Below are 23,081 nucleotides of genomic sequence, written 5' to 3'. Positions count from 1 at the left end.
ACTCAACCCTGCGACAGCAACTGACGCAGGTCGATGACCGCGGCGTTGGCCCGCGAGATGTAGTTGGCCATTACCAGCGAGTGGTTGGCCAGCACGCCGAAGCCGTTGCCGTTAAGGATCATCGGGCTCCACACCGCAGCCTGCGACGCTTCCAGTTCGCGGATGATCTGGCGGACGCTGACCGTGGCATTCTTCTTGGCCAGTACGTCGGCGAAGTCGACCTCGATGGCACGCAGCAAATGCGAAAGCGCCCAGGCCTGGCCACGGGCCTCGTAGAACACGTTGTCGATCTGCATCCAGGGGGTTTCGACCACTTCTTCGTCAACCTTCAATACTTCACCGGGCTTGACGTTGATGTTGTCGGTGCGCGCAGCAGCATTGAGCTTGACCTGGCCGACACTGGCCGACAGCCGCTGGGACATTGAGCCCAGGCGGGTTCCGACATCACCCAGCCAGCTGTTCAGGTTGTCGGCGCGGGCATAGAACTGCGCACCGTTCTGGCTCGCCAGACGAGCCTGGTAACGGCTCAGGGCGTTGATCCCTTCCTGGTACTGCGACTCGCTGGAAGGCATGATCCAGCTGCGATCATTGAAGTTGAACAGTTGTTCGGCACGTGCCAGATCGCCGTCTTCGGTCGATTGCGACTGGGAGCGGGCAAAGTCCTTGCGCAGGGCCCGGTTCAGGTCACGTACCTGGACCAGTACGCCGTATTCCCAGCTCGGCATGTTGTCCAGCCACACCCCTGGTGGAAAGCGGTCGTTGGCCAGGTAACCACCGGGTTTGTTGAGCAGGGTGCCGGTCACCGATTTGAGGGTTTCAACGGTGGTGTAGCCGATCACCATCTGTTTGCCTTCACGCTCGGCGGCGGCCTGGGCGTTCTGCTGGACCGGAAACAGGCCCGGTTCGTTGCTCCAGTACCAGCCAACCAGAGCGGTCACTAACAGGTAGATGAGGACCAGTACGCCGAGGGCGCGGCTGAAGAAGATCCCGCCCAGATAGCCGCGTCTTTTGACCGCAGCCGTGTCGGCAGGGCGTTCGTCCGCGCTGCCTGCGCGGTTTTTCCAATCCAGCATGTCAGGGTCCTTTCGGTGGTTGGGCTCAGAAGCTGTGACCGCAACCTTACCCCAAGGTGCGTTTGCCCGGCACCCATTGTGTGTTTTTTGTCGGTGTGCAGGTCGCTGGGCAGCGATTGGGCGTCGCAATGCGACTTCGGTAAATGGCCGTAGGAGCGGATTTATCCGCGAAGACCTTTCGACCAGCGCAAGGCTTTTTGCCGCGGTTGACTGGACCGCGGGTTCCGCCCCGACGGGCGGGTTCCTTTGGGGCGCCAAAGGAACCAAAGCGCTTGCTCCTGGCTTGGGTCCGCCCTGCGGGCGAACTTCCCTCTGTTTTAAACCACGCCCAGTTGTTGCCATACCGGCAAGACTTGTCGTTCGAACGCTTCCAGTTCGGCGTCCAGTCCAACTTCTGTGGCGTGAATATCCAGTTGCCGGGCGCTGGCCAGTACGGTTTGTTTGAGCAGCTTGCCGCGCAATTGCGGGTAGTCCAGCAGGACCCGTGCGAGCAGCATCTGCAGCGGGCTGGCAGCCACTGCCGAGCCCAGGGTCGGGGCGGCCAGCCATTGGTAGGTTTCGCCCTTGAGCGCGCGTTCGCTGATCACCCGGTTCAGGGCCTGGCAACGTTCGACGTCCAGTTCGCCCGGCAGCAGCGGATGTACATGGCCAGCCCAGGCCAGCATTTGCAAGGCCGGGCTGATCGCGCCGGTCTGGCCGCCAAGCGCTGGCAGCCCGGCCAGGCTGGCGAAGGTCTGTGGATAATCGGCCAGCGCCTTGAGCAACGGCCCGAACAACCCGGCCGGTCCCTGGACCGGGCCGATCCGGGTATCGAATTCGATTGGCCCGGCCAGCGGCGCGCCGGGCAGGCGGGTCACACATTGTTGCCACAGCGCCTGACGATGCTGGCCGGTGGTCAGTGCTGCGACACCGCGCTTCTGGAACAGGTCGCAACGGTCCGACTGGTTGCGTGCCAGGTCTTTGAACAATTCCCGCTCGGCGACACCGGGCAGTTGATTGAGCAGCGCCAGGACGTTGCCCGGCACCGAGACTTCGTCGATGTTTTCCAGCGCCGTGGCGCTGCCGATGAAGTCACAGGCCAGTTCACTCATTTGCTCGATCAGTTCGCCGCTGTTGATCGAGCTCCAGTGTTCGTTGAACAGCTCATGGGCCACGTAATGCACATGGCGGCTGGCCAGGCTTTGCAGGTAAATGCTGGCCTGCGGGTGCTCGGCGAAGAACCCCACGCGGGCGCTGGCCATGCCTTGCAGCAGGTTCAGGGCAGCGCTGACCCGCTGCTCAAGGCTGCCCGTCGCCCCTTGCACATGACGGCGCAACAACTGCTGCAACGGGCCCAGGAAGAACAACCCCGGCTGGCTCATATACCCCAGGTAAGCCAGCCCGCCGGGCTTGAGCAACTGCGCGACAGCCTGGCGCATCTCGCCTTGCACCGCCGGGCTGACCCAGGAGTAGACCCCGTGGCTGATCACAAAATCGAATGTGTCATGCGCACAAGATTCAGCGAAATCACGGAAGTTCGCCTCGATAAACTCGATATTGGCCACTCCGGCCGCAGCGGCCAAGGCGCGCCCATGCGCAATATGCCGAGGGTTGATATCCACTGCCACAAAGTGCCCGTTGGGGTTGGCAGCGGCGTTGATAACGGCGCCATAGCCCTGCCCGCAACCCAGTTCACAACTGCGGTAAGCGCGGCTGATATCCGGCACCGCACGGCCCAGCGCGGTGGCAACAAAGGCCAGCCAGTTGGAGGTGGCCTGGGTCTGGAAGTGATGCGGGTAGGCAACGTCGGTGAGGTAGCTGGCAGAACTCATGGTGATCCCTGAAAACGCAGAGACCGCCTCACAGCGAAGCGGTCATTGCAGGCGGTAACGCTCGGATCATCAGAACGAAGCGGTAACCGAAGCGTAGAACGAACGGCCTGGCTCGTTGTAGGTGTTGGCGCCCTGACTGGTGCCCTGCCCTTCACGGTACATCCGCTTGTCGAACAGGTTGTTGATACCGGCACCCACCGACAGGTTCTTGCTGAACTCGTAGCTGCCGCCCACGCCCCACAGGTGGTAAGGGTCACGGGTGGACAAGGCATTGGCGGCGGTGATCGGCCCCGAAGACGGCAGGGTCGGGTTCAGGGTACGCGGCTCCTGTTTGCCATACCAAGTGGCATTGAGGTTCAGCGCCAGCTTGTCAGTGGCCTGCCAGTCGAGGAACGAGTTGATGGTGTACTCCGGGATCACCGACAGCGGCTGGCCGGTACGATCAGCATTTTCATCCATATAGGTGAAGTTGGTGCTCCAGCTCAGCGTCTCGCCACGTTCGCCCAGCAACGGCACGGTCAGGTTACCTTCCCAGCCCTTGACCACCGCGTCGGTGGCGTTTTCCCAACGCAGCACTGGCGAGGCGTTGGTGCCGCCGGTGGCCAGTTCACGCACGGTAATACCCGAGGTGATCTTGTTGTCGTAATCGTTGCGGAAGTAGGTCAGGCCTGCGCTCCAGCCATCACGATCGAAGCTGATGCCGATTTCCTTGTTGACGCTGACTTCTGGCTCAAGGCTGTCATTGCCCAGGATGTAACACCCGCCACCGAGGTTGAAGGTCGGATCACAGCCCATGCCCATGCTGAACAGCAGGTAGTTGGGGTTGGACTGGTACAGGTTCGGCGCCTTGAAGGCCCGGGCGATACCGCCTTTTAGGGTGATATCGGGGGTCAGTTTGTACGATGTGTTGAGGCTCGGGCTCCAGTTGGAGCCGAACTGGTCATGGTGGTCCAGGCGCACGCCGGGGGTCAGCATCCAGTCCGGGGTCAGTTCGATGTTGTCCTCGATGAACACGGCGGCGATGGTTGCGTCCATATCGGTCGGCCGCGACCCGGCCACCGAATTAGGCAGCGCAGAACCGCCGGAGCCGGCACCGCTGACGGTCTGATTAAGCGCCGACGGGTCATCGAGCGTCTGCCGGTTCCATTCGGCGCCGATGGTCAGCACTTGATGCGCCAGCATCTCCAGCGGGATGTTCACCTCACCACTGACCAGGAAGCTGTCGTAATCGCTGGTGATCTCGCTGGCATCGGCGTTGATGTTGCCGTCGCTGCCGCCCGACAAGCCTTCCTGCAGGCGGCGGTTCTGGGTGCCTTCGTACTGCGCGGTCAGCTTCGAGGTGCCGAACGCCCAATCGCCCTGATGGGTAATCGAGTAGGTCTGACGGTACAGGGTGTTGGTTTCACGGCCATACAGCGCCGAAATACGCTCTTGCAGGGCCGCCGAGTCGTTGATCGCATCGCCACCGGTGTCGCCCGCGTAGATATTGCCCTGACGGCTGTAGCCGGCTTCGAAGTCGATGGTCTGCGCTTCATCCAGGCGCCACGACAGCAGGCCGTTGATGTCCTTGTTACGCACCCCTTCACGACCGGCAGCGTAGGTCGGCGAAATACCATCAGCCGCCGCTGCCGCATCGGTCTTGGCCCAGTTGATGTCCAGATCGTCGGCATCGGTTTTGTTGAGGTTGCCGTAGACCCGGAAGCTCAGGGCGTCGGTCAGCGGGCCGGCGAGGCTGAAATTGGTGCGTTTGGTCACCCCTTCGGCGTCGTCTTCAGGCAGGTTGGTGTAAGCGGTAATCGAGCCTTGCAGCTTGTCGGTCGGGCGCTTGGTGATGATATTGACCACCCCGCCCATGGAGCCGGAACCATAACGGGCCGCCGCCGGGCCGCGCAGCACCTCGATGCGATCGATCATTTCAGCCGGCACCCAGTTGCTGTCGCCACGGGTATCGCGCTCGCCGGTACGGGTCATGCGCACCGAGTTACGCGAAGTCACCGGCTTGCCGTCGATCAGGATCAGGGTGTTTTCCGGCCCCATACCGCGCAGGTCGATCTGCCGGTTGTTGCCACGGCTGCCGGTGGTGCTGTTGCCGGTCAGGTTGACGCCGGGCATCTTGCGCACGATCTCGGAAATATCGTTGACCGGCGGACGCTTTTTGAGGTCTTCGGCGGTGATGATAGACACGCCCGACGCCTGCTTGAGTTCCTGCTCGGCGGTGCCGATGACATGGGTATCGCCCAGTTCCAGCGCCTCTGGCGAGCCATCGGCAGGCAGTACGCTGTCCGGTTTGACGACTTCGTCAGCGGCTGCGCCGATCACTTCGGCAGCGCCGACCGGCGCACTGCAGGCCAGAACGATGGCTGACGCCAGCAGGTTAGGCTTGTACTTCGGATTCATGTCCATCTTCCCCATTGATCGTGCGCCCGAGACGGGCAGAAAAACGGCGGAAAAGGCTTTATCCAAACCTGCTTAATAGTGCCTGAAACCTTGCTCCAGAGGCTTCCCCGCCGCTCCAACGGGCGGAATGATATTTAATCTCATATAGGAGTAAATTGTTTTTACGTTATTTACACAATGAGTGTCGGGCGATCAGCCAATCTGTTCGGTTAGACCGGTGGGAGCAGCCGGCCCGCGCTCCGGTTGCTTGCGAAGACTGCGGCACATTCACAGCAGATGCTGTGACCTTACCGGCCCTTTCGCGACCAAGGTCGCTCCCACCGAGATAAACAGTACCTAACTGTATGGTCAGTAAACCCGAACCGGCGCGGTCAGGTTCTGCTGCATGAAATCCAGGAAGCGGCGCTGGAACAGCATCGTATGCTCATGGGCAGCCTGTTCGGCGGCATCGGCGTCCTTGGCGGCAATGGCTTCGACGATGTCCTCATGGTCACGGCCCAGGCGCGTCGTCGAGCCACTGTTAACGATGTAGTCAAGTTGCAAGTGCAGCAGGCGCTGGCCTTCGCCGAGCAGTTTCTCGTAGCAGTCGGTCAGGTAAGGGTTCTTGCCGGCCCGGGCGATGTCCAGGTGCAGAGCCTTGTTCAGTTCGGTCATCGACTGGAAGTCGCCTTCGGCGATGGCGCGCATGTAGGCATCTTCGGTGGCGCGGATCTGTAGCATTTCTTCATCGGTACGCTGCAACGCTGCCAGCCGGGTGACTGCGCGCTGGATCAGGTCCAGTGCCGACACGTAGGTCGGAAATTCTTCGATCTCGAACGGAGTGACCAGCAGGGTGCGGTTGGGCAGGATGGTAACCAGCCCTTCAGTGACCAGCCGCGCCAGAGCATCGCGCACCGGCGAGCGCGACAGGCCGAACTGGGTTGCCAGCGACACCTCATCAAGCGGCGCACCGGGCTTGAGCTTGAGGGTGAGGATCTGCTTGCGCAGTTCTTCATAGATGTATCGCCCGCCGTGGCGACGGCCACCACTTTCCGGCACTGCTTGATCGTTACTCATCTACCGCTCTCTGCTGAAGGGTCCTGCAAGGCCGCAAGGATAATCCAGTCACCTGACGCAGGCTATCGGCACGTCGGATGCAGGCATTGCGACAGCGCAGCCGGCAAGGGTGGCCTGGATCAGTACGGCTGAGCTGGCACAGGCAAGTGCGGATTGTCATGTACAGGGCTCACTGAACCGAGATCGATCGCGTCATGTTCTGTTTCATGAACGCCAAAAACCGGTCACGGAACAATAGCGTGTGCTCGCTGGCGGCCGCTTCGGCGGCTTCGGGGTCACGTCTCGTCAGAGCCTGAATGATCCGCTCATGATCCTGATGCGGCGTACTGTGGCTCTGGGTGCTCATGATGAAATCGAAATGCAGGTGCAGCAAACGCTGGCCTTCACCAAGCAGCTTTTCGTAAGCATGGGTCAGGTAAGCGTTGCGCCCGGCACGGGCGATCTGCATGTGAAAAGCCTTGTTCAGTTCTGACATGTTCTGGAAGTTGCCGCTGTCCAGTGCCTGGATGTAGTCGATATTGGCCTGGCAGATCCGTTGCAGGTCAGCCTCGCTGCGGTTGAGCGCTGCCAGCCGGGTCACGGCCCGCTGAGTCAGGTCGATGGCGGCGATGTACTTGGGAAATTCATTGATCTCGAATGGCGTGACCAGCGCGGTACGGTTCGCCAGGATGGTCACCAGGCCTTCACTGACCAGCCGCGCCAACGCATCACGCACCGGCGAGCGCGACACACCAAATTGCGCGGCCAGCGACACTTCGTCCAGCGGCGTACCCGGTTTGAGACGCAGCGTGAGAATCTGCAGGCGGAGTTCATCATAGAGCTGCCGGCCACCGTGACGGCGAGCGGCGGATGTTGTTGTGGTTATTTCGCTCATGGCATCGGCCTCAAGATTTCGGGCGGCCTCCCTGGCCGCCTGCGGTACGTCAAGCGGGAAACGCAGGCCCCCAGGTGTCACTGAGCATGAAGCCTGCAGCCAGCGGATCATCCGGGTCGACGCCCAGTTGCTGGATGCCGTAGACCCAGGCGCGGCCGGTGACCCTGGGCAGCACTGCCGGGCGCCCACCGACTTCAGTGCGGCCCAGCAACTGGATCTTGAACTCGCCATTGATGGTCGAACGCGAGGTCAGCTGATCACCGATTTCGACCAGCTTGCGCGCTGCCAGGGTCGCCAGGTTGGCCGAACTGCCGGTGCCACACGGCGAGCGGTCGACCCGCCCCGGCGGCAAGGTGGTGCAGGTCTGGTAGGTGCTGGCGTTCAGGCGATTGCGGAACATCACATAAGCCACGTCATTGAGCGCAGGAATCAAAGGATGACTCACGCGGACCTGGCGGTTGATCACCTCACGCAACGCCACGCCGGCTGCGGCCAGCTCCCGGGCGTGTTCCGGAGCGATGGACAGGCCGGTCTGCTCGACATCGATCAGTGCGTAATACACGCCACCAAAAGCGATATCGGCCTTGATCGGGCCAAACTGCTCAGTGTCGATGAGCACATCCAGTTGCTCGACGAAGGCCGGCACCATGTCCAGTGATACGCTCAGGCAACGTCCGTCTTCACACTGCGCCCGCGCAGTGACCAGACCCGCCGGGGTGTCGAGCACCACCGTGGTTTGCGGCTCCTGCATCGGCACCATGCCCAGTTCCAGCAGCGCAGTGACCACACAGATGCAGTTGCTGCCCGACATCGGGTGGGCCTTGTCGGCCTGCAACACAATAAAGCCGGCATGGGCCTCGGGCCGGGTCGGTGGCAACAGCAGGTTGACTGACATCTGCAGGCAACCACGTGGCTCAAAAATCACCAGGCGGCGCAGGCTGTCGTCGACCTGGTTGATGTAGTTCATCTTGTCGAGCATGGTCTCACCGGGGATGCCCAGCACCCCGCCGGTGATGACCTTGCCGATCTCGCCTTCGCAATGCACATCAACAATCTGCAGCGTTTTCTTCCAGCGCATGGCGCCCCCTTTCCGATAAATCCTGTGGGTCTGGTCGACTGTAGGAGCGACCTTGGTCGCGAAGGCTATCGATCAGGCGCTGAAAATGTGCGCCTGGCCCGCCCCTTTCGCGAGCAAGCTCGATCCTGCAAAGATGGGTCAAGGCATTATTTGATGTACCAGCCCCACGGCTGTTCGCTGTCGTAGCGGGTGATCTGCTTGGTTTCCAGATAATTGTTCAACCCCCACTCACCCAGCTCGCGACCAATCCCGCTCTGCTTGTAGCCGCCCCACGGCGCTTCGGTGAAGGTTGGCTGCGAGCAGTTGATCCAGACGATGCCGGCGCGCAGTTTGCGCGCCACGCGCTCGGCACGTGGCAGGTCTTTGGACATCACCGCCGCCCCCAGACCAAACCGTGAGTCGTTGGCACTGCGCAGCGCTTCTGCTTCGTCGTCGAAGGCACGGATGCACACCACCGGACCGAAGATTTCCTCGTTCCAGATCCAGCTGTCTTCAGGTACATCGGCAAAGATCGCCGGGGCCAAAAAGTAGCCCTTGTCGAGATGCGTCGGGCGAGTACCGCCGGTCAGCAGCTTCGCGCCCTCTTCCTGGCCCCTGGCGATGGCCGCCAGCACCTTGTCGTACTGCCCCCGGTTGACCAGTGGCCCGAGCAACACGCCCTCTTCCAGGCCGTTGCCGATTTTCAGTTCCTCAGTCACTTGCACCAGCCGCTTGAGCAGCGGCTCATACAGATCACGCTGGACCAACACTCGCGAGGTGGCCGAGCAGACTTCGCCCTGGTTCCAGAAGATACCGAACATGATCCACTCGACCGCTGCATCGATATCGGCGTCGTCAAAGATGATAAACGGCGACTTGCCACCCAGCTCCAGGCTGATGTTTTTGATGTCTTTGGCAGCGGCCTGCATGATCCGGCTGCCGGTCGGCACGCTGCCGGTGAATGCCAGCTTGTCGATGCCAGGATGTTCGGACAACGGCGCGCCAGCGTCCGGGCCCAGACCGGTAACTACGTTGAGCACGCCCTCAGGCAGACCGGCCTGATGGGCGATGTCGGCCAGTTCCAGGGCGGTCAGCGGGGTCAGCTCTGAAGGTTTGAGCACCATGGTGCAGCCTGCGGCCAGCGCCGGGGCCACTTTCCAGGCGGCCATCAGCATCGGGAAGTTCCACGGGATGATCGCCCCGGCCACCCCCACCGGTTCTTTGCGCGCCAGAGAGGTAAAACGGTCATCGGCCAAGGTGATCGGCTGCTCGCGCTGCTCATCCAGGCCTTCGGCCAGCTCGGCATAGAAGTCGAAACAGCCAGCGGTATCACCGATATCCCACAACGCTTCTGGCAACGGCTTGCCGTTATCGCGCACTTCCAGCTCGGCCAGACGCTCCTGGCGCTCGCGAATGCCATTGGCGATGCCGCGCAGTACCGCCGCCCGCTCGCGGCCCTTGAGGTTGGGCCATGGACCTTCATCGAAGGCACGGCGCGCCGCCTTGACCGCCAGATCGACGTCTTCGGCAGTCGCCGCCGCCACTTGGGTGATCACCGCTTCATTGCTCGGGTCGATGGTATCGAACAGGCCGCCGCGCTTGGGGCGGACCCATTGGCCATCGATGTACAACTGGTCGTAGGTTTTCATGCGGTCTCTCCAAAAAGTGCAAAGCGCCGGGCGCTGAAGGGAGCGAGGTTCTGGGCCGGCGTGCGGCCGCTGGCCAGATCGGCGATCAGCCGCCCGGTGGTCGCGCCCAGGGTCAGGCCGAGCTGGCCATGGCCGAAAGCGAGGTAAACGTTGCCCAGACGGCTAGCACGGTCGATAACCGGCTTGGTGTCTGGCAAAAACGGCCGGTAGCCGACGCCGAATTCGAGATTCTCGGTACGCAGTTGCGGCAGTACCCGGCGAGCCTTCTCCAGAATGATTTCAGCGCGCTTGAAGTTCGGCTCTGAACCGGCAGCAGCGAATTCGATGGTGCCGCCGATCTGCAGGCCACGGGTCATTGGCGCAAAGCAGAAGCCGCCGTCGGCGTAGATGATTGAGTGGCGAATCTGCACTTGCGGTTGCGGCAGTAGCGCCTGATAACCGGCAATGCCTTCCAGCGGGATGTTCAAACCCAACTGGCTGAAGAAGCGCCGCGATCCGGCACCCGCCGCCACCACCACATGGTCGGCAGCCAGCCGCTCACCGCTGTCGAGGGTCACCCCGGTGGCACGGCCGGAAAACTCGTCGATGAACTTGACCTGGTCGCGTACGCGCACGCCACCCTGGTCGATAAAGCTCTGGGTCAGCGCGGCAATGAAGCCCTTGGTATCGCTCACCGCGCGCCAGTCCGGGAACAGCAGGCCATAGCGGAATTTGCCGGCCAGCGCCGGTTCCAGATCGGCAATGGCTGCGGCGTCCAGCACTTCGGACTTGAAGCCCAGCGAATGACGCAGCTCCAGGTGGGGTTTTTCATGCTCGATACCCGCCGGCGAATCGAACACCTCAATGATCGGCCGCTCGCCCAGCAGGGTCTTGTCAGCGCATTTATCGAGCAGCGGCGCGTAGTCGGTGTAAACCTGTTCAGTCAGGGTCGCCATGTCTTGGGCGATTTCCACGATTTTCTTGTGCCGGGCACACGCGAGAAAACGCACGAACCACGGCAGGATGCCCGGCAGCGCCGAAGGCCGCAGGGCCAGCGGGCCTTTCTGGTCGAGCAGCCAGCCGGGGATCTTTTTCAGGATGCCGGGTTTCGATAGCGGGATGACTTCACTGACCGCCATCTGCCCGCAGCTCCATTTGGCGGTGCTGTCACCCGGCGCAGCGGGGTCGATCAGGGTCACGGCAAAGCCTTCGCGTTGCAGCGACAGCGCGCAGCAGACGCCGACGATGCCACCGCCGATGACCACGGCCTTTTGCTGAGTTGAGGGAGCTGCTGCGGTGTTCATGTTCAAGCCTCTTGGCCTTGGGCGATAGCGGAGTAGTCTTGCAGAGCAAAACCATCCCACCAGGGTTGGGTGTCATCGATATCGAATGAGCTGCGTCCGGTGATCCACGCCCGACCTTCGATACTCGGGCGCACCGCGTCCAGACCGGTTTCCAGTCGCAGTTGCTGCTCGACGCGACCCACGAAATAGCTGCCGATCAGGCTCTCATGCCGATAAGCACCGTCGGCAGCCAGCAGCCCACGGGCAAAACGCTGGGCGACGCGGGCTGAACTGCCGGTGCCGCACGGGGAACGGTCGATCAGGCTGGTGCCGGCAATCACCACTGCACGTCCATCAGAGTCCGATGACAGCGGCTTACCCGTCCACATGCAGTGCTTGACGCCACGGATACTGGGGTTCTCGGGATGCACCACGTCCAGCTCGCGATTGACCAGCGCCTGGAACTCACAGCCCCACTCCAGCAACTGTTGCGGGGTGAAATGCTCGCAGCCCGGGTAGTTGTCCTGCACTTCGATGATCGGATAAAAGTTGCCGCCATAGGCGATATCAAACCTGAGCCTGCCCAGCGGCGGGAAATCCAGCTCGACATCCCGGTGCAGCAGAAAGCCCGGCACGTTGGTGAAACGCACCGACGTCACCTTGGCACCCTTCTGACAGTAGCTGGCATGGATCTGCCCGGCCGGTACGTCAACCACAACGCGGCCCGCAGTCCTTGGGCTGATCAACCCGGCCTCAAGGGCGAAGGTGATCGAGCCCAGGGTCGCGTGCCCGCACATCGGCAGGCAGCCTGAGGTTTCGATAAACAGCAGGCTGAAGTCACTGTCGTCACGCACCGGCGGATAGAAGAGCGTGCCGGACATGTGCGAGTGGCCGCGAGGCTCAAGCATCAGGGTGCGACGAACCCAGTCGTGTTCGGCCATGAAGTGCTCGCGGCGTTCGCTCATGGTCGCCCCACGCAATTGGGGCGCGCCGCTGATGACCATGCGCACCGGCATGCCTTCGGTGTGACCTTCGATACAGGTGAATGCGTGTCGAGTCATGTTTATCTACTCAATGATCAATGATGCCGTATCGGTCTGGCGTGGTGGCCGATACGGCGAATGAATCAACGCTGTAAAGCCTCGTACAGTTTGCGCAGTTCGACTTTCTCGTCGTCAGTCAGCGGCAGCAACGGCGCACGGGCGTTACCGGCCTTGAAGCCTGCCAGTTCAGTACCGTACTTGACCTTCTGCACGAATTTGCTGCTTTCCAGGTTGGCCATCAGCGGGAACAGGCTGCGCATCACGCTCTTCGCGCCCTCCAGGTCGCCCGTGTTGAACTTGTTGTAAAACTCCACGACCTTCTCCGGGAAGATGTTGGCCGGGCCACAAATCCAGCTGGTGGCGCCCCAGATGAAGAAGTCCAGCGCCTGGTCGTCGGAGCCACAAGACAGTTGCAGCTTGCCCTTGTAGTTCTCACCGATTTCGATGGCACGCAGCAGGTTGCCGCTGCTTTCCTTGATCGCGATAACCTGTGGGTGGTCTTTGAGACCGTCCAGCACACTGAAGCCGACTTCAACGTTGGTGCGTACCGGGTAGTTGTAGAGCACCAGATTGATTTGCGGGAACGCATCCAGAATGGTCTGGTAATGACTCAGTAGCTCTTCCTGAGATGGCAGCGCGTAGTACGGTGGCGCGATCAGCAGGTTGGTGTAGCCGGCATCCACAGTCTGCTGCACCTGCTCCAGCACTTCGCGGGTGCTCGAGCCGTTGGCACCGGCGATCAGGGTGGCACGGTTGCCAACCACGGCTTTGAAGGTGGCCAGCACTTCACGGCGTTCGGGGTTGCTCAGCGCGTAGTACTCACCCGTGGAGCCCAGCGGCACAAAGCCGGTGACGCCGGCCTTGAGCTGGTGCTCGATGATCGCGGCCAGGGTGTCGTGGTTGACCTTGCCATCGTCATCGAACGGGGTCACGACGGCGGGCACAATACCTTTGAGTTCAAGCATGGAATTTCTCCCGGTTTGGGTTGGAGTTAGCAGGGGTTGGGTCAGTACGCATAGCGGCGCAACATGCGCGCCTCGACCACACCGACCAGACGGGTCAGCGGGAAAGCCACGAGGAAGTAGATAACCGCCACCGCCGAGAGAAACTCGACCGGCCGGGCGGTGCTGTTGGAAATGTTCTGGCCGACGAACATCAGGTCAGCGACGCCTACCGAAGAGATCAGCGCACTCTCCTTGAACAGGCTGACCACGTTCGACAGCAAGGGCGGTACCGAGCGCAGCAGCGCCTGGGGGAAGATCACGTAGAGCACTTTGACCTTGGAGGTCAGGCCCAGCGCGACGCAGGCATCGTGCTGCTCACCGGCGATGGATTTGAGCGCGCCACGGAAGGTCTCGCAGGTGATCGCCGCCATATATAAGGTCAGGGACGTCAGCACCGAGATATACGGCGGCACGTCAATGCCGAAAATCACCGGCAGGCAGAAGAAGATCCAGAACAGCTGGATCAGCAACGGCGTACCGCGAAAAAACTCGACAAACAGTGTGGTCGGCAACGTCAGCAGACGCGAGCGGCTGCCGCGCAGCAGGCTCAGGGCAAAGCCGAGCAGGCTGCCGATCAGCGCGCAGCTCACAGTGAAGGCCAGGGTCAGCGCCAAGCCTTTGAGCAGCACCTGCCAGTAGGAGAAGACGACAGTAAAATCCAGACTCATGGCGGTCTCCTCAGCGCGCAGCCGCAGTGTCCTGACGACGCTCGATGTATTGCACCAACTGGGCAATCGGCAGCGACAGGGCGAAATAGATCAGGGCGATCAAGGTGTAGGTTTCCAGCGGCCGATAGGCCTCGGTGGCCAGGCTCTTGCCCACGTACATCAGGTCCGAGACCGCAACGATGGCGACCAGGGCGCTCTGCTGCAAAGTGCCGATGCCATTGGTGATCAACACCGGCAAGGCACTGCGCAACGACTGCGGCAGGATCACGTACAGCGTCTGCTGCCAAGGGCGCAGGCCCAGCGCCACACAGGCATCCAGATGTTCACGGGGCACCGCCTGGACACCGGCGCGATAGGCCTCGGCGTTAAATGCAGTGAGGTTCAGACCCAAGGCCAGAAAGCCCATGGCCACCGGATCGATGAACACGTCAAACAGCATCGGCACGCAGTAGAAGAACCAGACGATCTGCAGCAGTGCCGGGGTGCAGCGGAAAAATTCGATGAACAACTGCGCCGGCCAGCGAATGAAAAACCAGCGGCTCATGGCCAGCAGACACAGCACGAAACCCAGCACTACCCCGATGATGTTGGACACCAGCGCCAGTTGCAGAGTGACCTTCAGCCCCTCCCACAGCACACCGAAGTTGCCGTTGAGAAAATGGAAGTCGAATTGATAGTTCATGGTCTGAGCCCTCAGTCCAGATGCAGGACTTTTTCCAGGAATTCCCGGGTCCGGGGTTCTTTGGGCTGAGTGAAGAGCTGCGCCGGCGGCCCTTGCTCGACTACCTTGCCGTTGGCGCAAAACACCACGCGGCTGGCGATATCACGGGCGAAATGCATGTCGTGGGTGACGATGATCATCGCCATCCTCTGGTCAGCCAGTTGCAGCATCACGTTCTGCACTTCGATGACCATTTCCGGGTCCAGCGCCGAAGTCACTTCATCGAACAGCATCAGCCTGGGTTCGAGCATCAAGGCCCGGGCGATCGCCACGCGCTGCTTCTGGCCGCCAGACAACTGGCTCGGATAGGCGTGCAACTTGCTTTCCAGACCCAGTCGGGCCAGCAGCAGGCGGGCCTTTTCGGTGGCCTCGGCTTTCGACAGGCCATGCACTTTCACCGGGGCCAGAATCAGGTTGCCGAGAATCGACAGGTGCGGGAACAGGGTGTAGTGCTGAAACACCATGCCGACCTGAGTCTGCAGGCTGGCATCGGTGGGTTTGCCGTTGCCGCGCCGCACGTTGCCGTCGATATACGGCTTGCCCTGAAAACTGATGGTGCCGGCCTGAATACTTTCCAGCCCCATCATGACCCGCAGCAAAGAGCTCTTGCCGCTACCACTCGGGCCGATGATCACCAGCCGGTCATCGGCACGCATATCAAGGTCCATGTGGTCCATGACCACCAGGCTCTCGCCATAGGACTTGCACACCGCACGCAGTTGAATGAAAGCATCGCTGGCGTTTTCGCGGGCGAGCGGGGACCGTGGCGGCATGGCCGCCAGAGTGGAAGCTGTCATGTGAGTCTCCTGGAGCGCGCAGCCGGGCTGCGCGCTCTGGCGTCGGCAGGATTTACTGAGCGGGTTTTTCGGCGTTGGCCTGTTGCGAAGCCTTGTCGACCAAGGCGTCGATTTCACCGGTGTCACGGCGTTGGGTGAGGTAGATGTTCAGCACTTGCAGGTCGGCCGGAGCGATGTCGCGGCGCACCCCGAAAGAGACCCCCTGCTTGGCCATGGCAGGCTTTGGCAGCACTTCCCTGGTCCAGCCGGGGTTGGCCACGGCGAACAGGCGGTTGGTGTCGCTGGCATCTACCATCACATCAGCCCGTTTGGACATCACTGCCAGGCGGGCTTCATCCATGCCCGGCAAGCGCATGACCTTGCCGTGCTTGACCACCGCGGAGATCGCCTTGTCCTGGGCTGTGCCGGACATGACCGCGAAGGTCACACCTTCTTTGTCATAGTCGGCCACCGTCTGACCGGCACCGTTGAACTTGGGGTTGTCCTTGTTGACCAGCAATGAGATCTGATAGTCGGTGGCCGGTACCGAAAAACCCACTGCCAGGGCGCGTTCCGGCGTCTGGTTCAGGGCCATGGCCAGGTCCCATTTGCCGCCCTGCAGGCCAGCGACCAGGTTGTCCCAATTGGTGTCGACGAACTCGACCTTGACCTTCAGCACCTTCTCGCCGAAGTCACGGCACAGGTCGACGAAATAACCGCTGTATTCCCCGGAGCGCGCATCGCGCATCACATAAGGCGCTGCCACGGCAGCCCCGCAGCGCAGCACACCGGCTTTCTGGATGTCTTTCCAGATCTGGGTCTCGGCCGCCTGGGCAGGGACCTGAGACAGCAAGGCTCCGATGGCAGTCGCACCGATCAGAGCATTGCGGATAACGCGAGGGAATAACCGAGCCATTTGAATCTCTCCGTAACATTGTTGTTTTAGGCAGAAGAGTTAGCCGATCAGCGCTGCATATTTAATTGTATTTCCAACTGTGCTCAGCGCTGCATACAGATTAGGACCACGTAAAAGTTCGTGTCAACAGCTCACGTGATTTTTTACGCCCACACGAAAACACCCGAGCCGGCACATGGCCGGCTCGGGTCAGAGGTCGCTAAATGGGAAATGCGCCGCTCAGTGCGAGTGCTGCAACGCCTCGAGAAAGTGGTCCAGCACCAGGTTCTGGCGGCGCCCCTTGCGGGTGGCAATCGCCAGTCGGGTCTCGAAGAACAATCGCTCCGGGCACAGTGCTGCCATTAGCCCCTTCTCGACCCACACTGCCGCGTAATGGTCAGGCAAATAGCCGATGTAGCTACCGGTCAGGATCAGAAACGCGATGCCTTCGCGGTCACTGGCCGAAGCCACACAGTTGAGCAACTGATGCAGGCCGATGGCCTCGGCGGTCATCCGGTAGCTGGGCACCACGGCATCGAAATCCTGCAGTTCTTCGTTGCTCACCAAGGCGGCGCGGGCGAACAACGGATGGTCATGGCTGCAATACAGGTTGGAACGTTCTTCGTAGAGCCAGGTGTAATCGAGCCCCGACAAGGGGGCGATCAGCGGGATGGCGCCGACATGCAGACGGCCGTCGAGCAGGCCGCGTTCGATCTCGCCCGGGGTGCTCATGCTCAGATTGATGCGCACCCCGGCGCCCTCACTGCGCACGGCCTTGAGTGCCCGGGTGATACGCATCTTCGGCTGGGTGACCAGATTGTTGACGATACCGATGTTCAGGTCACCGCGCAGTTGCCGGTGCATCAGGTTCACTTCACTGCGAAAGCCTTCGATGGCCGCCAGCAGCGTGTCGCTGGCGCGCAGTACCTCACGGCCCTCATCGGTCAGGGCAAAACCGGCCCGGCCGCGCTGGCAAAGCCGCATGCCCAGGCGCTTTTCCAGATCACTCATGTGCAAGCTGATCGCCGAGCGGCTGATGCCCAATGCCCCTTCGGCTGCGGAAAAACTGCCGCACTCGACTACGGTTTTGAAAAGCCGCAGCAGGCGCAGGTCGAAATCACTCACCTGGCTGAGCGGCGGTTTACGCGCCATGGGATTCACGCCTCATAGGTGAGCCATTCAATAACTTAACTTTAGAAGATATAGATTTAACTCACCCATTGCGCAGGCACAAGCTGTCGTCATCCATAACCCCTCATAACAACAGGGTTCACCTCATGAATCAGGCTCTGCAGCAACCCCCTTCGCTGGCCAGTCAGCTCAAGCTGGACGCCCACTGGATGCCGTTTTCGGCCAACCGCAACTTCAAGCGCGACCCGCGCCTGATTGTCGGGGCAGAAGGTAGCTGGCTGATTGATGACCAGGGCCGGCGCATCTATGACGGCCTGTCAGGTTTGTGGACCTGCGGCGCGGGTCACTCGCGCAAGGAAATCCAGGAAGCGGTAGCCAAACAGTTGGGCACCCTGGATTACTCACCGGCCTTCCAGTACGGCCACCCGCTGTCATTCAAGCTGGCAGAGAAAATCACCAGTCTGACCCCGGCCGGCCTGGATCATGTGTTCTTCACCGGCTCCGGCTCCGAGAGCGCCGACACCTCGGTGAAACTGGCGCGTGCCTACTGGCGCCTGAAAGGCCAGGCACAGAAAACCAAACTGATCGGCCGCGCCCGCGGCTATCACGGCGTGAACATCGCCGGCACCTCACTGGGCGGGATAGGCGGCAACCGTAAGATGTTCGGCCAGTTCATGGACGTCGATCACCTGCCGCACACCTTGCAGCCGCATCTGGCCTTTACCAAAGGCGCGGCTGAAACCGGCGGTGTCGAGCTGGCCAATGAACTGCTGAAACTGATCGAACTGCATGACGCCTCGAACATCGCGGCGGTCATCGTCGAGCCGATGTCCGGCTCGGCCGGTGTTATCGTGCCGCCGGTGGGCTACCTCAAGCGTCTGCGCGAGATCTGTGACCAGCACAATATCCTGCTGATCTTTGACGAAGTGATCACGGCCTTTGGCCGCATGGGTAAATGGACCGGCGCCGAGTACTTCGGTGTCACCCCGGACATCATGAACATCGCCAAGCAGGTGACCAACGGAGCCATCCCGATGGGCGCAGTCGTCGCCAGCAGCGAGATCTACAACACTTTCATGAGCCAGAACCTGCCCGAGCACGCGGTCGAATTCTCCCATGGCTACACTTACTCGGCGCACCCGGTGGCCTGCGCGGCCGGTATCGCTTCGCTGGAGCTGCTGGAAAAGGAAAACCTGGTGCAGCAATCCGCCGAACTGGCACCGCACTTCGAGAACGCCATCCATGGCCTTAAAGGCGCGCAACATGTGATCGACATCCGCAACTGCGGGCTGGCGGGCGCCCTGCAACTGGCCCCCCGCGACGGCGACCCGATCGTACGTCCGTTCGAAGCGGGCATGGCGCTGTGGAAAGCCGGCTTTTATGTACGCTTTGGCGGCGATACCCTGCAGTTCGGCCCGACCTTCAACGCCCAGCCGCAGGATCTGGACCGGATGTTCGATGCCGTTGGTCAGGCTTTACAGGGCATCAAGTAAGTGAGCCTGCGTCCACAGGCCGTGCCGAAGGTACAGGTCGATAACGAGCAGGTGACCATCACCGAGTGGCGCTTCGCGCCGGGTGCCGAGACTGGCTTGCATCGCCATGGTTATGACTATGTGGTGGTGCCGCTGACCAGCGGCACCTTGCTGCTAGAAACCCCAGAGGGCGATAAATACGCGCCCTTGGGAGCTGGGCAGAGCTACTTTCGCAAAGCCGGTGTTGAACACAATGTGATCAACGCCAGTGACCATGAAGTGGTATTCGTCGAGACCGAACTCAAACCGCAGCGTTAATAGCCAACTGGCAGCCAGCGCTGCCAGATTGATCAAAGCTTCAGGCACGAAGACGTTCTGCGCCTGAAGCTGACGCCCCTTCCGACGAACGGTCGTCAGCGGTAAATAAATCGTCATAAAAAAGTGTGCGCCTTTTTGACGGTTTGGTGACCTGCGGCACACCACGGCAAAGATGACGGTGCTAGCATAGCGCCATCAACCCTCCTTTAGCCGCCTCTCCAGCAGCCCGCCAATGACCGAAGCATCTGATCCCAGTCGCGAGCGTCTCAAGCTTTATTTTGCCCAGCGGGTCGTGCTTCAGGTGCGGCAGATCCTTGAGATTTGGCAACGCCTGCATAAAGGCGAGTGGACGCCGACTGATCTGGATGAGCTCAAGGAAGCGGCTCGGGATCTGTTACGCAGTGCGGAACGCTTCGGGCAGACCGAGCATTTGCGTCTGGCGCAGCAGCTTGGTGATCTGGTCGCCAGCCTGCAAGCCAACCAGGGCCGGCTTAACAGCGAGTTGATCAGTGAAATCAGCCTGCTGATGCAGCAACTTTCGCAAACCGGCCTGCGTCATGGAGACCGGCTGCAGCAGACCACCCTGCCACCTCTGCGCACGCCTGTTTATATTGCCTTGCGTCACCGCGAAGACAGTGAACAACTGGCCCGGCAACTGGAGTTCTTCGGGTGCGCAGCGCTGGCGCTGGATAACGTGGCCAGCCTGCACACGGCACTGCAACAGCGCCAGCCGGCGGCCATTATCATGGATGTTGATTTTTCCTCCCCCGGCGCAGGCCTGAAGCTGGCGACAGACTTGCAGCACACTCTGCCCGTCAGAGCGCCGCTGCTGTTTTTCAGTCGTGACGAAGCTGATACCCCCACCCGCCTGGCGGCGGTGCGCGCCGGTGGCGATGAGTTCCTGACCGGCTCACTGGACGCCTCGATTCTGCTGGAAAAGATCGAAACCCTGACCCGCGCCGATGGCTATGAGCCGTACAAGGTGTTGATCATCGACGATTCGCGCTCGCAGGCCCTCTACACCGAGCAGGCACTCAATAGCGCAGGCATCGTCACCCGGATCTTGCTGGACCCGATCCAGGCCATGAGCGAGCTGGCGCAGTTTCAGCCAGACCTGATCATCCTCGATATGTACATGCCAGGCTGCACGGGGCGGGAGCTGGCCAAGGTCATTCGTCACAATGATCGTTATGTCGGCGTACCGATCATCTACCTGTCGGCCGAGGACGATCTGGATAAACAGCTTGATGCGCTGAGCGAAGCAGGCGATGACTTCCTGACCAAACCGATCAAGCCCAGGCATCTGGTGACCACGGTGCGCAACCGCGTCAACCGGGCCCGGCACCTGAAGGCACGCATGATCCGCGACAGCCTGACCGGGCTGTTTAACCACACGCATATCCTCCAGTGCCTTGAAGACTGCTGCTTTCAGGCCCGCCGCGACAATAAGCCGCTGTGCTTCGCGATGCTGGATATCGACCACTTCAAAAGGGTCAATGACAGCCACGGCCACCCCATGGGCGACCGGGTGATCAAAAGCCTGGCGCTGTTTCTCAAGCAACGGCTGCGCAAGACTGATCTGATCGGCCGTTATGGTGGCGAAGAGTTCGCCATCGTCATGCCCGACACCGACCTCTACAACGCCCATAAGGTGCTGGACAGGATCCGTCAGGGCTTTGCCGAAGTGCATTACCCCGCCCAACCACTGGACCTGGCCTGTACCTTTAGCGCCGGAGTGGTCAGCCTGCATCCGCAAGACGATAGCCAGACCCTGGCCGCTTTGGCCGACAGTGCGCTGTACCGCGCCAAGAAGTCCGGGCGCAATCAGGTCCAGTCAGCCTTGAATACAGCAAACCACGCACTTGAATGGCCGGCCATCGAGGCCTGAAACCCGCTCTTACAAACCGCTCTCCAGCACAATCCGGCGCGCTTGGTTATCATGCGCACCTTTGCCGCGATTTGAGGTTGCCATGCGCCGCCTGCTACTGATCATGCTGTTGCTGCTCACCCTTCCCGTCCAGGCTCAGGCTTCCGGCCTACTGGACAGCCGCCCCTCGGCAACGCTGGGCAGCTCGACCCTGGATAACAGCAAGCAATTTCTGCCGGTCCGCCAGGCTTTCCAGCTGAGCCTGATCGAAACCACACCGCAGGCGGTCAAGCTGCGCCTGGTGGCGGCTGACGGCTATTACCTGTATCGCCATCGCTTCCAGTTCCGCAGCGAGCCGGCCGATGCCGGCCTGGGCGAAGCGCGCCTGCCCGCCGGTGAACAGAAGCATGACGAGTACTTCGGCGACGTGGAGGTCTATCACGGCATCGTCGATATCGAGTTGCCGCGCAACCCCGATGAGCAGCGCCCGTTCACCCTGGCCGTCACTTATCAGGGCTGCGCCGACCACGGCCTGTGCTACCCACCGGAAACCGAACGGCTGGACATCGGCAATGTGGCTGATGCAACGGCCAGTGCCACAGGTAGCGCAGCGGTACAGCCCTGGAGCTGGAAAGAACTGGCGCTGTTTCTGCTGGCCGGCATCGGCCTGACCTTTACCCCGTGCGTACTGCCGATGCTGCCGATTCTGTCTGGCGTGGTGATGCGCGGTCAGGTCGGCGGGTTGCGGGGCTTGAGCCTGTCGCTGGCCTATGTGCTGCCCATGGCGGCCTGTTTTGCGCTGCTGGGCGCACTGATGGGCGTGTTCGGCGCCAGCCTCAACCTGCAGGCCCGCCTGCAATCGGCCTGGGTGCTGGTGCCGTTCGCGCTGTTTTTCGTGGTGTTCGCGCTGGCCATGTTCGGCGCCTTTCAACTGCGTCTGCCGGATGCGCTCAGTTCAAGGCTCGATCGCATCGCCGGTAAAACCCAGGGCGGGTCGTTGTGGGGTGCGGCGGTACTGGGCGTGTTGTCCAGCCTGCTGGTTTCGCCTTGCGTGTCTGCGCCGCTGGCCGGTGCGTTGCTCTATATAAGCGCCAGCGGCGATGCCATCGGTGGCGCCCTGAAGCTGTTCGCGCTGGGGCTGGGCATGGGCTTGCCACTGATTGTGGTCGGCACCGGCGGTGCCACCTGGCTGCCGAAAAGCGGCCCGTGGCTTGAAACGGTAAAGAACGCCATTGGCGTATTGCTGCTGGGCCTGGCCATCGGCCTGCTGAGCCGGGTATTGCCCGGCGAGATCACCCTGCTGCTGATCGGCCTGCTGGCGGCCGGCGTTGCGCTGTTTATGGGCACCCTCAATTTCAGCGAAAAAACCACCCGCCAGACCCTTGCGCAACTACTCGGTCTGTTTTTACTGGTCTACGCTCTGGCGTGCTGGTACGGCGCACTCAAGGGCGAAACCGATCCGTTGCGTCCACTGGGCAGGCCCCAGGCGGTAGCCATGAGTGTCGCCAGCGTGACCGGCGAAAGCCAGTGGCAGACCATCCGCACCACCGGCGAGCTGGAGGCGGCGCTGGAAGCGGCGCGCAATGCCGGGCAGCCACTGGTCCTGGACTGGTACGCCGACTGGTGCATCAGTTGCAAGGTCATCGAGCATGAAGTGCTGCCCGACCCGCAAGTGGTTGCCCGTCTGTCGGCTTTTAGCCGGGTGCGTTTCGACATGACCGAGAGCAACGCCGAGCAACGCGCGCTGCTCGACCGCTACAAGCTGTTTGGCCCGCCAGCGCTGCTATTTTTCGATAAAAGCGGCGAAGAGCTGAAAAATGTGCGAGTTGTCGGCGAAATCGATGCCAACGGCCTGATCGAGCGGTTAAACGGGGCAAATGACCAGATCTAACATCCGGGTCACAAATTTTGCGCGATTATCGCTTATCGTGTTGACTACTGTTGTTAACTGGACAGATCTTGACCCTTGCGGCATAGTCGCGGCACAAAAACGCTCGTGAATAAAAA

19 protein-coding genes are annotated in these 23,081 nt (G+C 61.3%); 4 read left to right on the top strand and 15 right to left on the bottom strand.

Going from position 1 to position 23,081, the window contains the following annotated elements; genetic code table 11:
- Nucleotides 1-2 precede the first annotated feature (2 nt).
- The 15 genes from PSCI_RS12365 to PSCI_RS12295 form a co-directional block, all read right to left on the bottom strand.
- Complete coding sequence (locus PSCI_RS12365; RefSeq protein ID WP_045487043.1) at nucleotides 3-1,073, bottom strand: DUF2333 family protein; 1,071 nt, start codon at nucleotides 1,071-1,073, stop codon at nucleotides 3-5.
- A 317-nt stretch (nucleotides 1,074-1,390) separates the two neighbouring features.
- Nucleotides 1,391-2,884, bottom strand: a complete 1,494-nt coding sequence (locus PSCI_RS12360) for a class I SAM-dependent methyltransferase (RefSeq protein WP_045487040.1) — start codon at nucleotides 2,882-2,884, stop codon at nucleotides 1,391-1,393.
- 69 nt (nucleotides 2,885-2,953) lie between these two features.
- Nucleotides 2,954-5,281 (bottom strand): TonB-dependent siderophore receptor, encoded by a 2,328-nt coding sequence (locus tag PSCI_RS12355; protein WP_045487036.1) that lies wholly within the window; start codon nucleotides 5,279-5,281, stop codon nucleotides 2,954-2,956.
- A gap of 348 nt (nucleotides 5,282-5,629) precedes the next feature.
- On the bottom strand, nucleotides 5,630-6,337 hold the full coding sequence (locus PSCI_RS12350; RefSeq protein ID WP_045487035.1) for a GntR family transcriptional regulator: 708 nt from the start codon (nucleotides 6,335-6,337) through the stop codon (nucleotides 5,630-5,632).
- A 169-nt stretch (nucleotides 6,338-6,506) separates the two neighbouring features.
- Nucleotides 6,507-7,211, bottom strand: a complete 705-nt coding sequence (locus PSCI_RS12345; protein ID WP_045487032.1) for a GntR family transcriptional regulator — start codon at nucleotides 7,209-7,211, stop codon at nucleotides 6,507-6,509.
- Nucleotides 7,212-7,260: 49 nt separating this feature from the next.
- Nucleotides 7,261-8,289, bottom strand: a complete 1,029-nt coding sequence (locus PSCI_RS12340; RefSeq protein ID WP_045487029.1) for a proline racemase family protein — start codon at nucleotides 8,287-8,289, stop codon at nucleotides 7,261-7,263.
- Nucleotides 8,290-8,435: 146 nt separating this feature from the next.
- Nucleotides 8,436-9,917 (bottom strand): aldehyde dehydrogenase family protein, encoded by a 1,482-nt coding sequence (locus PSCI_RS12335; protein WP_045487026.1) that lies wholly within the window; start codon nucleotides 9,915-9,917, stop codon nucleotides 8,436-8,438.
- Nucleotides 9,914-11,200 (bottom strand): NAD(P)/FAD-dependent oxidoreductase, encoded by a 1,287-nt coding sequence (locus tag PSCI_RS12330; RefSeq protein WP_045487023.1) that lies wholly within the window; start codon nucleotides 11,198-11,200, stop codon nucleotides 9,914-9,916. The genes PSCI_RS12335 and PSCI_RS12330 overlap by 4 nt, the downstream gene beginning before the upstream one ends.
- A 2-nt stretch (nucleotides 11,201-11,202) precedes the next feature.
- Nucleotides 11,203-12,240 carry a 4-hydroxyproline epimerase gene (locus PSCI_RS12325; RefSeq protein WP_045487020.1) on the bottom strand — a complete coding sequence of 346 codons (1,038 nt, stop codon included), beginning with the start codon at nucleotides 12,238-12,240 and terminating at the stop codon, nucleotides 11,203-11,205.
- A gap of 65 nt (nucleotides 12,241-12,305) precedes the next feature.
- On the bottom strand, nucleotides 12,306-13,187 hold the full coding sequence (locus tag PSCI_RS12320) for a dihydrodipicolinate synthase family protein (RefSeq protein ID WP_045487017.1): 882 nt from the start codon (nucleotides 13,185-13,187) through the stop codon (nucleotides 12,306-12,308).
- A gap of 41 nt (nucleotides 13,188-13,228) precedes the next feature.
- Nucleotides 13,229-13,894 carry an amino acid ABC transporter permease gene (locus tag PSCI_RS12315; RefSeq protein ID WP_045487014.1) on the bottom strand — a complete coding sequence of 222 codons (666 nt, stop codon included), beginning with the start codon at nucleotides 13,892-13,894 and terminating at the stop codon, nucleotides 13,229-13,231.
- A 10-nt stretch (nucleotides 13,895-13,904) separates the two neighbouring features.
- On the bottom strand, nucleotides 13,905-14,576 hold the full coding sequence (locus PSCI_RS12310) for an amino acid ABC transporter permease (RefSeq protein WP_045487006.1): 672 nt from the start codon (nucleotides 14,574-14,576) through the stop codon (nucleotides 13,905-13,907).
- A gap of 11 nt (nucleotides 14,577-14,587) precedes the next feature.
- Nucleotides 14,588-15,412: an amino acid ABC transporter ATP-binding protein gene (locus PSCI_RS12305; RefSeq protein ID WP_084709948.1), complete on the bottom strand. Its 825-nt coding sequence runs from the start codon at nucleotides 15,410-15,412 to the stop codon at nucleotides 14,588-14,590.
- Nucleotides 15,413-15,464: 52 nt separating this feature from the next.
- Nucleotides 15,465-16,307 carry a substrate-binding periplasmic protein gene (locus PSCI_RS12300; protein ID WP_045487003.1) on the bottom strand — a complete coding sequence of 281 codons (843 nt, stop codon included), beginning with the start codon at nucleotides 16,305-16,307 and terminating at the stop codon, nucleotides 15,465-15,467.
- Nucleotides 16,308-16,526: 219 nt separating this feature from the next.
- Nucleotides 16,527-17,438, bottom strand: a complete 912-nt coding sequence (locus PSCI_RS12295) for a LysR family transcriptional regulator (protein ID WP_045487000.1) — start codon at nucleotides 17,436-17,438, stop codon at nucleotides 16,527-16,529.
- A 125-nt stretch (nucleotides 17,439-17,563) separates the two neighbouring features.
- Here PSCI_RS12295 and PSCI_RS12290 point away from each other — a divergent pair, with 125 nt between their 5' ends.
- The 4 genes from PSCI_RS12290 (at nucleotide 17,564) to PSCI_RS12275 (ending at nucleotide 22,965) form a co-directional block, all read left to right on the top strand.
- Nucleotides 17,564-18,910, top strand: a complete 1,347-nt coding sequence (locus PSCI_RS12290) for an aspartate aminotransferase family protein (RefSeq protein WP_045486997.1) — start codon at nucleotides 17,564-17,566, stop codon at nucleotides 18,908-18,910.
- Nucleotides 18,911-19,207 (top strand): cupin domain-containing protein, encoded by a 297-nt coding sequence (locus PSCI_RS12285; RefSeq protein ID WP_045486994.1) that lies wholly within the window; start codon nucleotides 18,911-18,913, stop codon nucleotides 19,205-19,207.
- A gap of 232 nt (nucleotides 19,208-19,439) precedes the next feature.
- On the top strand, nucleotides 19,440-21,095 hold the full coding sequence (locus PSCI_RS12280) for a diguanylate cyclase (protein WP_045486991.1): 1,656 nt from the start codon (nucleotides 19,440-19,442) through the stop codon (nucleotides 21,093-21,095).
- Between the two features lie 82 nt (nucleotides 21,096-21,177).
- Nucleotides 21,178-22,965 (top strand): protein-disulfide reductase DsbD, encoded by a 1,788-nt coding sequence (locus tag PSCI_RS12275; protein ID WP_045486988.1) that lies wholly within the window; start codon nucleotides 21,178-21,180, stop codon nucleotides 22,963-22,965.
- Nucleotides 22,966-23,081 lie beyond the last annotated feature (116 nt).

It is taken from the genome of Pseudomonas sp. StFLB209 (genome assembly GCF_000829415.1).
Lineage (GTDB): Bacteria > Pseudomonadota > Gammaproteobacteria > Pseudomonadales > Pseudomonadaceae > Aquipseudomonas.
This window is presented reverse-complemented; position numbering and strand designations above follow the sequence as displayed.